General features: G+C 48.7%; 10 protein-coding genes and 5 pseudogenes. 7 read left to right on the forward strand and 8 right to left on the reverse strand.

The features are described from left to right. Window positions 1-207: 207 nt before the first annotated feature. Window positions 208-1,161: pseudogene (locus D6C13_RS24415) on the reverse strand (IS110 family RNA-guided transposase); the annotation flags it as partial. Between the two features lie 249 nt (window positions 1,162-1,410). On the opposite strand from D6C13_RS24415, the gene D6C13_RS24420 reads away from it, so the two are divergent. Together D6C13_RS24420 and D6C13_RS24425 are read left to right on the forward strand one after the other, a co-directional pair. Further along, the gene (locus D6C13_RS24420) at window positions 1,411-2,538 is read left to right on the forward strand and encodes a DUF8093 domain-containing protein (RefSeq protein ID WP_120135218.1); all 1,128 of its coding nucleotides are present in this window, start codon (window positions 1,411-1,413) and stop codon (window positions 2,536-2,538) included. Beyond that, window positions 2,535-2,816: a DUF6966 domain-containing protein gene (locus D6C13_RS24425; RefSeq protein ID WP_120135219.1), complete on the forward strand. Its 282-nt coding sequence runs from the start codon at window positions 2,535-2,537 to the stop codon at window positions 2,814-2,816. The genes D6C13_RS24420 and D6C13_RS24425 overlap by 4 nt, the downstream gene beginning before the upstream one ends. A 215-nt stretch (window positions 2,817-3,031) precedes the next feature. On the opposite strand, the gene D6C13_RS25720 is transcribed toward D6C13_RS24425, so the two are convergent. Next, window positions 3,032-3,232: a hypothetical protein gene (locus tag D6C13_RS25720; protein WP_120135220.1), complete on the reverse strand. Its 201-nt coding sequence runs from the start codon at window positions 3,230-3,232 to the stop codon at window positions 3,032-3,034. 422 nt (window positions 3,233-3,654) lie between these two features. Then, complete coding sequence (locus D6C13_RS24435; protein ID WP_120135221.1) at window positions 3,655-4,677, reverse strand: IS110 family RNA-guided transposase; 1,023 nt, start codon at window positions 4,675-4,677, stop codon at window positions 3,655-3,657. Window positions 4,678-5,127: 450 nt separating this feature from the next. Here D6C13_RS24435 and D6C13_RS25510 point away from each other — a divergent pair. Continuing rightward, window positions 5,128-5,244, forward strand: a pseudogene (locus tag D6C13_RS25510) (transposase); the annotation flags it as partial. A 255-nt stretch (window positions 5,245-5,499) separates the two neighbouring features. Then, window positions 5,500-5,592, forward strand: a pseudogene (locus D6C13_RS26020) (hypothetical protein); the annotation flags it as partial. A 538-nt stretch (window positions 5,593-6,130) separates the two neighbouring features. Here the strand turns inward: D6C13_RS26020 and idnD are convergent. The 3 genes from idnD to D6C13_RS24450 form a co-directional block, all read right to left on the reverse strand. Continuing rightward, complete coding sequence (gene idnD, locus D6C13_RS24440; protein ID WP_120135222.1) at window positions 6,131-7,177, reverse strand: L-idonate 5-dehydrogenase; 1,047 nt, start codon at window positions 7,175-7,177, stop codon at window positions 6,131-6,133. Continuing rightward, entirely contained in the window at window positions 7,174-8,544 is a 1,371-nt protein-coding gene (locus tag D6C13_RS24445; protein ID WP_120135223.1) for an MFS transporter, read from the reverse strand. The genes idnD and D6C13_RS24445 overlap by 4 nt, the downstream gene beginning before the upstream one ends. A 105-nt stretch (window positions 8,545-8,649) precedes the next feature. Continuing rightward, window positions 8,650-9,420 (reverse strand): SDR family oxidoreductase, encoded by a 771-nt coding sequence (locus D6C13_RS24450; protein WP_120135224.1) that lies wholly within the window; start codon window positions 9,418-9,420, stop codon window positions 8,650-8,652. Between the two features lie 402 nt (window positions 9,421-9,822). Here D6C13_RS24450 and D6C13_RS24455 point away from each other — a divergent pair, with 402 nt between their 5' ends. Continuing rightward, entirely contained in the window at window positions 9,823-11,076 is a 1,254-nt protein-coding gene (locus D6C13_RS24455; protein ID WP_120135225.1) for an enolase C-terminal domain-like protein, read from the forward strand. 52 nt (window positions 11,077-11,128) lie between these two features. Here D6C13_RS24455 and D6C13_RS24460 read toward each other — a convergent pair whose 3' ends face one another. Continuing rightward, the gene (locus D6C13_RS24460) at window positions 11,129-11,845 is read right to left on the reverse strand and encodes a FadR/GntR family transcriptional regulator (RefSeq protein WP_101079186.1); all 717 of its coding nucleotides are present in this window, start codon (window positions 11,843-11,845) and stop codon (window positions 11,129-11,131) included. Between the two features lie 341 nt (window positions 11,846-12,186). On the opposite strand from D6C13_RS24460, the pseudogene D6C13_RS24465 reads away from it, so the two are divergent. Beyond that, window positions 12,187-12,342 (forward strand): annotated as a pseudogene (locus D6C13_RS24465) (MFS transporter); the annotation flags it as partial. A 3-nt stretch (window positions 12,343-12,345) separates the two neighbouring features. On the opposite strand, the pseudogene D6C13_RS24470 reads toward D6C13_RS24465, so the two are convergent. Next, window positions 12,346-13,188 (reverse strand): annotated as a pseudogene (locus tag D6C13_RS24470) (DUF4158 domain-containing protein); the annotation flags it as partial. 738 nt (window positions 13,189-13,926) lie between these two features. Between D6C13_RS24470 and D6C13_RS25515 the strand changes: the two are divergent. Then, window positions 13,927-14,262 carry a hypothetical protein gene (locus tag D6C13_RS25515; protein WP_147408205.1) on the forward strand — a complete coding sequence of 112 codons (336 nt, stop codon included), beginning with the start codon at window positions 13,927-13,929 and terminating at the stop codon, window positions 14,260-14,262. Window positions 14,263-14,616: the final 354 nt, after the last annotated feature.

A 14,616-nucleotide genomic window follows, 5' to 3' on the forward strand; every position in this document is an offset into this window, starting at 1 on the left:
TATTTCCAGCGTTTTTAGGCCGTTTGCAATTTGAGTTCCGGCAGGCCGAACGATTGAAAGTGCTTTCATCGGGTTCCCATCAGCTTAAGATAATCGATTGATTCTAAAACATGACACTCGATAAATCATATCCTCGCTAGAATGGTCGTTTTACTGAATGCTCAACTATTAAGGTCCGCTTCACGCCCTGAGACATTCGACAAGCTTTTATGGCTTCAGTAAGGGCGAGTGTCGCGCTTCGAGAGCCAGCAAATACTTCGCTTCGTCGTACTGGGTTCTGGTCTTCCAGCAGCGGTAAATGATCCTTATCCATTTGAAGGCAAGAGCACGGATTGCAGACTGATGAGATTTTCCCTTTTCTCGCAGTCCCTGATAATACAGCTTGGCCCAGTATGATGAGTTAACCGTTTTGGCAGCCCATTCTACAAAGGTCTGCCTGACGAACTTGGCACACTGCCATCTCCAGTGAACCCAGGATTTTTGGCCACTTCTTTCTGTCACCGGTGCAATACCTGCGTAGTTTTGAATTTCTTCAGCGCTATTAAACCGGTCGCGGTTATCACCAAGTGCAGCAAGCATTCGTGGGCCCATACACGGCCCCATGCCCGGAAGTGATTTGAACAGCCCCGCATCTGGCAACGTGTCAAACAGCGTTTCGATTCGTTCGTCATAGGTTTTGATGATTTCACTCACGACTTTAATTTGTGTCGCCAGTGCTGTTGCCATCAAAGCATTAGCCTCTATAACACTCGGGTCTGTCGTCAATGGGATCGCGTTATCAATACTCAAAACACGCTGCTCGGTAAGGGCCACTGCGCGACCACCTTTGGCATTCAGAAAGTTGCGGATCGTGTCGCGCCTGGCTCGTTTCAGTTGTTGCAGACTGGGCCACCGGATAATCAGCTCACACAACAGTAAACTACCCCGATGTGAGAACCACTCCAGTGGCTGAGGATAATACTGTTTAAGCGAGTTGATGAGCCGGTTCACAAAGCGGCGTTTGTCCTCAACCAGCAGTCGACGCTGCTCAACTAACTGTTGAAGTAATCGGATATCACCATTGTCGGGTTCTATGGCTTTTATCTTTTGGGGATAGCGTAGCATTAGCTCTAATGCTAACTCAGCATCCTGTGGATCATCCTTAGCACCGCTTGGCCAGAAGGGGTCCGCTTGGAAAAGGGAAAATATCCTACGGCAAGACTATTTATTAACCATCCGGTATCAAGTAACCACCTGAGTTGACGCTGCTGTGGCGTTTTTGCGTCCGAAACCGAACAATTACTATCTTAAATAGGGTTATGAACCCGTGCTTCAATGCAAAACATTATTTTTTTTGTGGTTATTCGTTTGCGGTCACATTTCCGGTAATCTATTGATAGGGATAGCTATGGGAAAGGAGCACCACGAGTAATGTTTAGATTAATAAGAGCATGGGATGCTGAGAGGGAACTCTTACCAGAAGACTTTCAGTACATCCTGACGCCGCGTGAGGCTTTTCGTCAGGCGCGAATTTTCTACGAACTCAGCAGCGATAATTATCCTCGTTCGCACCGGTTTTCTGCTCATGATGTCCCATGGCGAAAAAACGGGAATGTGACCTTTCTTTCTGCACCGACTAAACGGCGTTACGCGACTTACGTTGATGATGCTTATGATTTTACGCAAGACAACATTGATTCTGGTTGGATCATCGGAATAGATACTTCTGAACAATGGGATTACCACAACAATCCCTTCTTTTTCGATGAAGAAAGTAACTTAGTTTACGACTGCTTTATGGACCATTATCACGAATGGTTCGAAATGCACGTGAGAAACGCCTACGAAAAATGCCTCAACAACCATAACGGCAGGAAACCAGCGCCAACAGTGAAGCTAGCGCAGCATGGCGAGACGATAAACAGCAAGGCCGCAGGGCGTTTACTGGCGGCTGGTGGTCTTTATAACGGTAATGTTGAGGGATATCACCAGGCGGCAGAGCAGCTCGGCGGAGATGCGCTTGCTGGTTATGATCAGGTTATGGATAACAAAGGGCTGTTGATTGCAGGAGCGTCAGTTGCCGCAGGGCTGGGAATGGGAGGATTAGGGGCAGCAGGTGAGATCTCCGAGCTTAAGAACCTCCACGTATTAGGCAATGTTGAGGGCGAATATTCAGCAATAGCACCGGGGCCTCTTAGTGACCGATTTGCAGAAACATTCTCAGGTGGGGTTTATAAAGAGATCACACTATCTAGCGATACTATTTTTTATCGCGGAGGACAGGACGGCACTGAACTTGGCCGATTTTTTAGCTATGAAAAACCGCAAGGTGTTCTCCAATCCCGTATTGATAAAGCGATTCTCCCAGAATGGCCAGATGGTAGTAAATCCATTATTGATAGTTATTACGAGATCAAAATACCAGCGGGGACAAAAGTTTATGTTGGTGAAATAGGCTACCAAACAGACCTTTATTCTGGTGGGACTGAGCAAGTTGTCATTCCCGCACCATGGGAGATTCCTGGCGTAGAAACATTAGACTTCGGTGGATTGAAATGAGAAAAAAAATTAAAGAGTTATTGGCACAAATCACTTCATTGCTTTTGGATAACGACCAAAAAAAGTGGGCCGAACAGTTTGATTATTTCTACCAAAAACTTGATATCGATTACGACAACACCCTAATGGAGATCAAGCGTACTTTTGGAGGCGCAGGATCATTTAACGATGTGGTCTTACACAAAGATGGGAAAATGCTGATACGAGAAAACAGGGAATTGAGTGTTCTTCAAGATCAGCTCTACGATGCTTTGAAAAAAGAAATTATCAGCCATTAAACCAACAAATCCAATTTACCATAACCCCTGTTCACCGCACCGCTCCGGACGAGTTCGGCGCGAATGCGGCGTCAGCCCGGTAAAACCGGCAGTCAACTCCCCGGCAAACCGCGTATTCTGCGCCTGATAAATTTCACCCGACTGCATAGCCATGCAGCCAGGTGAATAGGCAGGGATTTAATGACAGAAATGAGCCGAAGCCGACAAAATTACCACTACAGAAATCGTAGTGGATCGTTCATCGATGCAAGGCATCGCGCCTCGGCTTCCTCAACAACGTTGCGCTGCGTAGCAGTCATGTCTTTCTCATGACTATCCTGGCAAGCTTTCGCCATCTGGTAATCTGTTTCGTTGTTCTTTGCGTAGAAATCCAGAATACACTGGATGACACTTTCACTGACGATGACGCTAATCATAAGCACCTCATGGCTATGTTAAGTGGAGAACTGTTCCCCTTTTCGAGCGTCCAGTCTGCCATCACGACGATCAGTGCTGTCATCCCAAAGTTGGTCCATCATAGCTTTTATGACGTTGAGAACGTTCTAGGGGTCAGTTTGGATATCGAAAATTATTGTACTATAAGGGCTTCCCCGGCATGTCAACGCCGGTTTTATGGTTTCTGTCTGCACTACAGTAAAAATAAAGGGGAGAGACTGCGGTACTATAAATGGCCATGATGAATCGTTATCGATTCGGGCCCTGATGAAAGACGCTCGTGAGGCTCTCGTTCGGTAAACGGATAAGTATATCCTGTACAATAATCAGATATACCTCACGGGGTCTAACCCTTTATCATCAACGAGTTGCAGGTCAGATGGTTATACTGCTGCTTCGTGCTTTAACTGGCCGAGTACAGTCTGAAATCATCACCGTAATGCAATGATGCCCAGCACAGCCTTGCGTTTTTGGCAGCGATGGCTACAACAGCCCGCCAGTATCCTCTTCGCTCAATTAACGAGCAAACCCAACGACTGAATGAGTCAGTCCTTTTTTCAGCGCCAATCAGAACCGAACGGGCACCCTGAACCAGTAGCGTTCGCAAATACGAATCGCCCGCTTTCGTTATCCTGCCAAGCTTTGATTTTCCGCCACTGCTGTACTGCGATGGCGTAAGTCCGAGCCAGGCTGCAAGTTGACGTCCATTCTTAAAATCATGCGCATTACCGATACTGGCGACCAGCGCACATGCCGTAGTGGGGCCAATCCCTTTCAGCTCCATCAACCTCTGACTGCGGTGATCAGCTTTGGCCATGCGAGACAGGATCCGGTCGTATTCAGCGATTTTATCTTCAATACGATTAATGTGTTCCAGTAAGTCATCAGCGCATTGCTGAACCTGAAGTGGCAAGGAGTTCTTTTGTTCAGACACTATGTGGCGCAGGGCATCTGTACTCTGTGGAGCGATGATGCCAAATTCAGATATTAAGCCTCTTAGTCGGTTATATGTTGCTGTTTTCTCTTCGATAAAACCTTGTCGGGTACGGTGAAGACATTGCATTGCTTGCTGGCTCTCATCCTTCACGGGCACAAAACGCATATGTGGGCGACGGACGGCTTCACAGATAGCCTGAGCATCAGCTGCATCATTTTTCCCTGATTTACCGGCCATGCGATAAGGAGAAACAAACTTTGCTGCCATCAGACGGGGTTCATGGCCATACTGCCGAAACAGTCTTGCCCAGTAATGCGCGCCGGAGCATGCTTCCATCCCGATAACACAAGGAGGTAAACCTGCAATCAGCTCTGGAAGAGCAGCACGCGATACTTTGGGTTTAACCAGAACAGTTCTGCCATTTTGGTCAACGCAGTGAACAGCGAACACATTTTTAGCAAGATCGATACCGACAGTAGTGATGGTCATAACGAATCCCTCCGGGGCTATGTTCACCCCATGATTGCACAATATTTAATCAGGTGCATGTCCAGGGGAAGTCCCTTCCATTCGGTAAGCCTGTTTTTGAACAGGCTTACCTATAGCGATAGGGTGTACTCCCGCGCTATACAGCGTTTTCAGGGGATTTTGTCTTAATCAGATAACCCAAATGCGATACAGCAAGAGCGACAACCTAAAAGTGACTGCAACTGACGCTAAATCAATCCTTTACTTAACTGGATTGGTTAAATAATGTGCTTAACGTACAAAAATTTACGATATCCAAACTGACCCCTTTTTCATTGATATACCCTTTATTTCTATAGATTTGTACGCCATCGATCCTGGATGGAAAATGGCGAAACCTGAATCAATAGTGTAGTTATCAACTATGAATTAATGTGTCAAAGAAAAATATATGCAGAAAAAAATCTATATAACCGTAACCGCTTCAACAGCGCCGAAGAAATTCAAAGTTATGTGGGCATTGCACCTGTAACCGAGCGGAGTGATCAGAAATCATGGGTACGCTGGAGCTGGCAGTGTGTGAAGTTTGAATCGCTACGAATAATCTAGACACTTCCGGTCAGCTGATGGACTGACCCCGCCCCGCTAGTCGATCCTGGCTTAGCTTTTATACGTCCGCAATTGGCACACAGCGGACTATCATGACTGTTTTTAGATGATGTACGAAAGCGTTCGGTTTAGGACACTGAAACGCAGTAGCCCCGTAGTTCGGGGGTAGGCAAGAGCATTCTGGTTGAAAAGTAGCCTTAGCGTGGTTTATTTTCCGTATTCCAAGCGGACCCCAAATTGGCCGACTGGGTCAGGGAGTTACTGTGCCGGAAAAGCAACTTTGTTGTGACCTGCGCACTGGCAAACAAGCTAGCCAGAATAGCCTAGACACTGACGACACGACAGCAAACTTACGAAGCATAACGAGAAATATACCAGTTTAAACAATCACTCATCTGGTTTTGCGGATACTGATTATTGATGATACAAACGGCCCACCGGTCTGTTGAGGAACGGCTTTGTTGAATAAATAGATTTTATGCTGGTCATTCATGAAACCGACCAATTCCCATTACGTAAAATCATGCAGTTACACAACATGCTGGGTCACGAAATCTGGAGGAGTAAGCATTTTCCGCCAAAACAGGCATGGTCTAACAGCATGATTCCCTATTATTCAACAAAGCCTTGAGGAACCTGTAAAACGGAAAGGCTCACTGAAGCCGTATAATTTCTGGAGATTCATCAGGCGCGGAACTCATCGAGGCGCGGGAATAAAAACCCATTCAGACGTCTGACGGATTCAAACAAGCCAAGTTATCGTCAAAATCGGTGTTGCAAAAATGGGAGTGACCATAGATTCCGAATTCCAAGCGGGCCCCTTACCGCCTTTCCGGTACGAAAAGCGGTGGCGCTGGGGCAGGTATCAGAAGGTAATCTGCACTTTCGAGGAGCGGGTTTTATCGGCGGCGGCAATCAACGCTTCTTCAATGGATTCCGGCGCATATTCTGCGCTGAGTAAAGGCAGCGGATTGACGCGACCGTCTTCCAGCCAGGCGACGGCGGTGGCAAATTCGTCGATAAAGCGGAAAGAACCCACCCAGGTGATCTCTTTGACCAGCATCGGCATGACCGGATATTCCACGCTGGCCGCGCCCATACCGACCTGTACGATGGTGCCGGAAGGGCGGGTGAAAGCGACGGTAGACTGGATGGCCGCCGGGCTGCCAGAGGCTTCGAACACTACGTCGAAATAGCCGCTGTTTTCCTGATAGTGGTCCGCGCTGCCTTGCTCCATCGGGTTGAATGTGGCACTGGCGCCCATTTCAACGGCCAGTTCGAGACAGCGGGCGCTGACGTCGGAAGCGACAATTTCCGCGGCCCCTGAGCTGCGGGCGGCTGCCAGGATCAGACAACCAATCGGCCCCGCGCCAATCACCAGTACTTTTTTACCAACCAGCGTTCCGGCGACATTCACCGCGTGGATAGCCACAGCCGTGGGTTCGGCAAAGGCCATCACCTTAGGTGGCACTTTGCTGTAGGCAAAGCACTGGGCTTTCGTCGCCACAACGTATTCAGAGAATCCGCCGTTGACGTGCGGATTGAACTGCGCGCTGCCCATAAAGCGCATGGTTTTGCACAGATTCTGTTTCCCTTCGAGACAAAATGCACAGTGATTGCACGGCTGCGAGGGATTGACCGCCACGCGCTGACCGGCGTGGAAACCTGAATCTGCAGGCGCTTTTTCTATCACGCCGACAAACTCGTGGCCGACCACCATCGGGTGTTTAAGCACAGACATCCCGGCGCGTCCGTGCTGATAATAGTGAATGTCAGAACCGCAGATGCCGCCGCAAACGACTTTCACCAGAATATCGCTGTCACTGTATTCCAGTTCGCGCTTTTCCACGCGCACGTCTTTTTCGCCATAAGCGAAACAGGCTTTACAGGCAATTTTGTGTTGAGTGCTCATTTCAATGCTCCGGTTATTTTCTGCTGATTTGAGTCAGCACGATGCTTATTGGGAATATCGGATTTCGGCGGCACGATCACTTCGATTTTGCCGACCAGGAAGGTGTAAGCCAGTAAACCCGCCAGCGCGACGGCGGCGATGTACCACATGGCGTACTGGAAATTGTTGGTGCGTTGCAGGATCACGCCGATGACAATCGGGCTGACGATGCCGGAAAGGTTGCCGCAGATATTCAGGCAGCCGCCCATCGTGCCGATAAAGTTACGTGGGATCACATCGCTCCACACCACCCAGCCGAGATTGGAAAAGGCGTTGGCGAAGAACGCGACGGATAAAATGGCAATGGCGACAGTCGGCTGATCTTCAAAGAAATTCACCAGACAAATCACCATCGTCAGACACAAACCGGCCATCACCGGCAGTTTGCGGGCCAGGGTGCGCGATTTGCCTTTTTTGAGCAGCATGTCGCTCAGCGTACCGCCGCACAGGACGCCCGCCATCGCCATCAGATACGGGAATGACGCGCCGATCCCGGCTTTGGTGATCGACAGATGCAGCCCTTTTTCCAGATAGACGATGAACCAGGTCAGGAAGAAATAAAGCGTGGAAGAGCAGGCGAACTGCGCGATGAACAATCCCCAGATAGTGCGTTGTTTGAGGAAATATTTAATGTCTTTCCAGCGTACTTTCTCGCTGACGCTGGCCTGGTTTGTGGAGCCGTAACCACCGCCTTCGCGGATGTAATTCAGTTCCTGCTGGTTGGTGCCGGTACTGTGCTGAGGGTCGCGGTATTTCATCAGCCAGTAGATGCCGAACAAAATGCCTGCGCCGCCGGAAAGATAGAACGACATTTCCCAGCCGTATTCCGCCACAACGTAGGAAAGCGCCGGGGTCAGCAACGCCAGGCCGATATACTGCGCGCTGGAGTAAATCGCCGTGGCGCGTGCGCGTTCATGGTCCGGAAACCAGGTGGCAATGATTTTGGTATTCGACGGAAACGACGGCGCTTCCGCGATGCCGATCAGTGCGCGGCAGCCGAGCAGCATCAGGAACGAGGCGGTGGCAGTTGTGAACAGATGGTGCGAGGAGAAACCCATCAGGAAAGTGAAAATGCTCCACAGAATAATGGCGCTGCCGTAGAGAATACGCGAGCCGATGCGGTCCAGCACATAGCCCACGGGGATCTGACTGGCAGCATAAAACCACGTAAACATTGAGAACAGCAGACCGAGCTGTGTGGCGCTCAGATCGAATTCGGACTGGATCTTACTGCCCGCGACGGCCAGATTCGCTCTGTCCATATAGTTAATTGCCGTCACAATGAACAACAGCGACAGGATAAAAAATCGCGACTTTGTTGCTTTCATTTGAGTGTCCTGGTCAGTTTTTTATTGGTTTGGTCATGCAGATGCAGGGTACTGCCCACGGCACAGGCTGCCGCGGGCAAAGTCTTTCAGAGTTCAGGCAGGCGCTTACAGCACTGCCAGCCAGCCGCCATCGACATAGATGATCTGGCCGTTGATGTAGTCGGAAGCGGACGAGGACAGGAACACGGCAGTGCCGATCAGTTCCTGCGGTTTACCCCAGCGTTTCGACGGGTTGCTGGCTTTTACCCAGCTGTCGAATTCCTTGTTATCGATAAGCGCGGCATTCATGTCGGTGAAAATGTAGCCGGGGCCGATGGCGTTGGACTGAATATTGAATTCTGCCCATTCGGCGGCCATCGAGCAGGTCAGCATCTTGATACCGCCTTTGGCGGCGGTATACGGCGCAACGGTGGGGCGCGCTGCCTGGCTGGTCAGCGAGCCGATGTTAATGATTTTGCCGCCGTTGCCACGGGCGATCATGCGTTTAGCCGCCGCCCGGGAGACGATAAAGGCGCTGGTGAGGTTGGTATCGATCACGCGCTGCCATTGTTCCAGCTCCAGTTCTACCATCGGTTTGCGATACTGGATCCCGGCGTTGTTGATCAGAATGTCCACCTGCAATCCCTGCGCTTCGAGGGCGGCGAAGGCACTTTCCACGGCATCTTCACGGGTGACATCAAAGGCAAAACCGTGCGCCTGATAACCCTGATTACGCAGTGACTGGACAGATTCCTGCAACAGTTCTTCGCGGATATCATTGAGGATCACGCCAGCCCCAGCCGCCGCCAGCCCCTGTGCGTAAGCAAAACCTAAACCGCGGGCAGAACCCGTCACTAACGCCGTTTTGCCGGTTAAATCAAATAATGCAGCAGACATGATAATTCCTCATCGTTGATATTTCTCAGGGCGTCATCAGATTCTCAACCTGTATGACATCATTCGTGCTTAAACTGATGCAAGGCTCTTTTTAAATCAATGCTGAGGTGAGTTATTTGCCATCTGTGTCACACAATTTCAGAGTGAAAAAACGCATTAATTAATTTAGTCTTTATAAAACAAATAAATAATTTTGTTCCGACAGATTGTATGATCGAGTGCACAAAATCTCTTCACCGGGCTTTGGCGGTTTGTTCAGGGGGTGATATAAACAAAATAACTTGTAGGACGACAGTTGAGTTGATAGATATAACTGCGCTAAGAGTTATTCATTCGCTGTGTGGCGAGCGCCACATCAGGATAAGACGTTATCGGGTCTGACATACATATTAAGGAGTTACTGTGAGTAATCTTAAAATCACCGCGGTGAAAACCATTCTGACGGCACCCGGAGGTATCGATCTCGCGGTGGTGAAAGTGGAAACCAACCAGCCGGGTTTATACGGATTAGGCTGCGCCACGTTTACCCAGCGTATTCATGCGGTGAAAACCGCCATTGATGAATACATGGAACCGTTTTTAATCGGTAAGGATCCGATGCGTATTGAAGATATCTGGCAGTCAGCCTGCGTCAGTGGTTACTGGCGTAGTGGCCCCATTATGAACAACGCGCTTTCCGGCGTGGACATGGCGCTGTGGGATATCAAAGGAAAGCTGGCCGGCATGCCGGTGTATGAACTGCTGGGCGGAAAATGCCGCGACGGTATTCCGCTGTATGTACACACGGACGGCGGCGATGAGTTTGAAGTGGAAGACAATATCCGTGCGCGCATGGAGGAGGGCTATCAGTATGTGCGCTGCCAGATGGGGATGTACGGCGGAGCAGGGACTGACGACATGAAGCTTATTGCCACCCGACTGGCACGTGCCAAAAATATTCAGCCTAAACGCTCGCCGCGCACCAGTACACCGGGGATTTATTTTGACCCGGAATCTTACGTTAAAAGCGTGCCGCGCCTGTTTGATCATCTGCGTAATAAACTCGGGTTTGGCATCGAATTTATCCACGACGTTCACGAACGCGTGCAGCCGATTGCGTCCGTTCAACTGGCGAAAACGCTCGAGCAATATCAGCTGTTTTATCTCGAGGATCCGGTTGCGCCGGAAAATATCGAATGGCTGAAAATGTTGCGTCAGCAGTCTTCCACACCGATTTCGATGGGCGAACTGTTTACCAACGTCAATGACTGGAAGCCGCTTATTACCAATAACCTGATCGACTATATCCGCTGTCACGTCAGTACCATCGGCGGCATCACGCCGGCGAAAAAACTGGCGACGCTCAGCGAACTGCACGGTGTGCGCACCGCGTGGCACGGGCCGGGCGATATTTCGCCGGTCGGTGTTTGTGCCAATTTGCACCTGGACATGAGCGTGACCAATTTCGGTATTCAGGAATATACGCCGGTGAACGATGCGCTGCGTGATGTGTTCCCGGGATGTGCGGAAATCGATCAGGGTTATGCCTATCTGAGCGACCGTCCAGGGCTGGGGATAGATATCGACGAGAAGAAAGCGGCACAGTATCCGTGCGTCGGCGGTATTCCTTCTTGGACGATGGCGCGGACACCTGATGGTACGGCGTCACGTCCGTAAAGTCCGGAAAGGTTCAGCGCCAGAGTGCAAATTCTGGCGCTGAGCATGGCGCTTATTTGGCGTCCGGCAGGGACTGTTTGAGCTTTTCGATGGCCGTCACGTTGTCGGACATCGCGTCATTGAGTACGGCAACCGCTGTTGAAGAGTCGCGGTTTTTGATCGCCATAAACACTTTGATGTGCGCTTCGACGCTTTCCAGCGTAATCCCCAGCGCACGGTTCAGTTCTTCCAGATAGTAGTAATAGATGTCTTTAATCGAATTCATCACGTTGTAGAACACTTTGTTCTGCGAGGCTTTGGCGATCGCCAGATGAAAGTCGAAGTCGGCCTGTGAGTACTTTTTGTAGTCATCTTTATTGACCAGCATACGGTTCAGCGCCTGTTCCAGCGCGGTGATGTCTTCCGCCGTGGCGTTGATGACCGCCAGCTCCATGCACTTAAATTCCACCGTCTGACGGAATACCATCATGTCGTGAAACTCTTCGCGGCTCAGGTGCATGATCGGCTGCTGTTCATTGAGCAGGGTTTGCTGACTGAGGTTCTGGCTGACAAAACTGCCTTTGCCCTGTTGCGTCACCACAATGCCGAGATCCCGCAACCGCTGCACCGCACTGCGGATGCTGACGCGGCTGACGTTAAACGATGCGGTCAGTTCCGCCTCCGAGGGGAGTTTGCTACCCGGCGGCCAGCTGCCATCGAGCAGCTTTTCCTTGATCTGATCGTAAACCGCATTCACCACATTGTGTTTTTGGATCGATTGAATACTCATCTTGTCCGTCGCCATAAGTTGTCCTACAACGGCCAGAGATATAGCACGTCAGGCGGCGGGTGTGAAGTTATCCCGCCGGTTTTTGCGGGCTTATGAGCCACTGCCCGCTAAAAAAGAATTTTGTGACGCAGATTTTACTCCGCCAGTCTGATGATTGCCTAGCGCATTTCAGTGGTGCATTTTTAAACATAAATGATGTCATACAAGTTGACGTATGACAGGTTGACTCGATCCACATTGGCGCTAAAAAACGACGCCAGAAGGCATTCTGGCAGGCAATACTAAAACTCAGAGAACCGACATATGAACCTCAATTTGCCTTAAAAACTGGCACCGCTGCGCTGGCGTTTATCACCTACAGTCTCGCGTATCTTGACCGTGCCAATTATGGGTTTGGTGCCGCCTCCGGGCTGGCGCAGGATTTAAATATTACGCCGGGCATTTCATCACTGCTTGGCGCCTTGTTCTTCCTAGGCTATTTCTTCTTTCAGGTGCCCTTCCAGCACGCAGACCAGGATCGCATGACGGCGGGCTGCTGAAAATCGGGTCAAATCCCGGCTACTCATCTTTCGGCCTTCTCGCGCCAGTTTCAGCAACCGGTTCTGGTGAATGGTACGATCTATACCTTCAGGTAATGCCAGCGATTCAATGCTACTGAGCCGATCAAGATGTTGCAGCACGTTTTTACCGTTTATTTTACCGGGAGGTTGAAGTAGCCATGCCAGACGGGAAGGTTGTTCACCCTCTGATATGAGCAGGCTGTCGAGTGCTGATTCATGCTGCTTTTCCAGTTGCGCAGTAAGTGCCGAAAATACGGCTCTGTCATCGAGCGTGACGACTTCGGCAAGGGTCCGTTCTATCACATCAACAGAAGGGAAAATAACATTATTGTTATGTAGCCAGCTGAGCATTTCTTCCGCCAGCATAAATCCTTTGTCAGTACGCATGGCATAGGGGTGAAGATGCCGGATACAGTCTTTTTGCAGTGACCGACAGAACGGAGATAATTTCAGGTAGCGATAAAGTTCAGTCAGATGTTCCCGGCGAGTTTGCTCTCTTGAGGCATATTCCGGCCATAGATCAGGTTGAAGCTTCAGCCGGGAAGCGATTCTGGATATGACGCCACTGTGAGGGATATTACTTTTGTCCGGAATAAATCCAGGTCCGCGCAGATAACAGAGTAATACAGCAAAGCCCAGGCGATTTGCTGGCCGTCGGTGTTTATTAATGAGTGCAATATCATGTTCATTCAGAAAACACATTCGTGTCAGAATAATTTCATCATCTGGAATAACCAGCAAGCGCTCCTGCTCTTCACTACTGAGTATTTGTCTCCGTGGCATAAATGCTTCCTCTGCATATAGTTATTCGAGTTATCGCTTTGCACTGACCGAAACCGTTCTGTTTCGGACAACATCCTCGCCCTGCGTACGAAAGTAAGCGAATTCATTTACGGCCACGTGGTCGTTTCGTGCTTGACCTAACGGACAGATATTGATCCTCATAAAACTAAATAACTATCAGAATAAAAAACCTCGCGGCGAAAGGTGATAATAACAATATTTACTTTACCATTGGTTACTATTCAAATGCATTGTGATATTTAGGTATAGTGAAGAACGCCACCATTGAAAACGACATTGCCAGAGGATCACAATAAATAGGCGACCGGTCATTTCGGTTTTCAGGGACATATGGGGGGTTTTGCGCTATGCGGCATAAAACCCAATCAGTGAGGGAAGAGTGAAAGCGGTCTGCAACATGTTCATAACAATACCAACGCTTTCTTCCGAGAATTCAAGCTCTTCGGTCAATTTTTCCGACTTATGCCCCAACAATTTTTGCGCAAACTCTTCAGGATGCCCTGTTGATGATTGATAGAGAGTATGTAGAATTACAAATGAATCTGTTTAATAACAATGGCTTGTTAGTTTTTTTTTGCATTTATCAGCGTGGCTCATACTGGGACATACTTATTATATTTAACAAACCACTTGATTAGTGTGGTTAAATTCGATAACTATAATTTTCTTTACAGTTGCCTTATAAAACATCAATTACTTCATTAAAAGGAACTATTCATGAAAGTTATCGACTCATCATTACTCGACTTAGTATCAGGCAGTAGCTCAGGTAATGACAGCTCTTCTCGGACACAAAATACGAGCGCCCGAAATTCAGGACGCGATGCTGCTACCTATGCAGGCGCGGCTGCGGGTAGTGCAATTGGAGCCTTGGATGGTGGTCCTTTAGGAGCCCTTATTGGTGGTATATTTGGTACAATTGCTGGCGGTCAAAGTTATGATTCTGCTATGGCGGCGGTAGATAAATATGGTAATAATGGCAACGGTAGTGGTGCGTTTGGTGGAGATAGTAATAGTAATAGTAATAGTGTAAATGGCCAATGCCACTGGTAAATACGTATAAGAGGTTCTTTGAACCTCTTATTAAAGAGGTGACAAATGTTTAAATATTTTAAAATATTCATACTTTTCTTCATTATTTTATTTTTAGGAAATGTTTTTTTAAAACCAACCTCTCTACTAACATAATAAAGTCAAGCTTGTTTTCATTAGCAACTGTGCTTGCCATTTTTCTATTCACTAGCCAATGGTGGAAAAAAAACATTCTAAGGTTAAAAAGGTAATTAAATTTTAGCCTAGTATTTATAGATGATTAAAATTAAATTATCGCACATGAATCACAGTGGATTTTATGATTTTTAATTGACGATAATTATTTTCAGGAATAGTGCATTCTAAACAAAAATG

This window comes from Rahnella woolbedingensis (assembly GCF_003602095.1).
Classification (GTDB): domain Bacteria; phylum Pseudomonadota; class Gammaproteobacteria; order Enterobacterales; family Enterobacteriaceae; genus Rahnella; species Rahnella woolbedingensis.

Bases quoted from the DNA above. Each gene is read 5' to 3' on its own strand.
- D6C13_RS24450 (WP_120135224.1), bottom strand. From the start codon at position 9,420: ATGTCTGCTGCATTATTTGATTTAACCGGCAAAACGGCGTTAGTGACG.
- D6C13_RS25720 (WP_120135220.1), bottom strand. From the start codon at position 3,232: ATGATTAGCGTCATCGTCAGTGAAAGTGTCATCCAGTGTATTCTGGAT.
- idnD (WP_120135222.1), bottom strand. From the start codon at position 7,177: ATGAGCACTCAACACAAAATTGCCTGTAAAGCCTGTTTCGCTTATGGC.
- D6C13_RS24420 (WP_120135218.1), top strand. From the start codon at position 1,411: ATGTTTAGATTAATAAGAGCATGGGATGCTGAGAGGGAACTCTTACCA.
- D6C13_RS25515 (WP_147408205.1), top strand. From the start codon at position 13,927: ATGAAAGTTATCGACTCATCATTACTCGACTTAGTATCAGGCAGTAGC.
- D6C13_RS24435 (WP_120135221.1), bottom strand. From the start codon at position 4,677: ATGACCATCACTACTGTCGGTATCGATCTTGCTAAAAATGTGTTCGCT.
- D6C13_RS24460 (WP_101079186.1), bottom strand. From the start codon at position 11,845: ATGAGTATTCAATCGATCCAAAAACACAATGTGGTGAATGCGGTTTAC.
- D6C13_RS24425 (WP_120135219.1), top strand. From the start codon at position 2,535: ATGAGAAAAAAAATTAAAGAGTTATTGGCACAAATCACTTCATTGCTT.
- D6C13_RS24445 (WP_120135223.1), bottom strand. From the start codon at position 8,544: ATGAAAGCAACAAAGTCGCGATTTTTTATCCTGTCGCTGTTGTTCATT.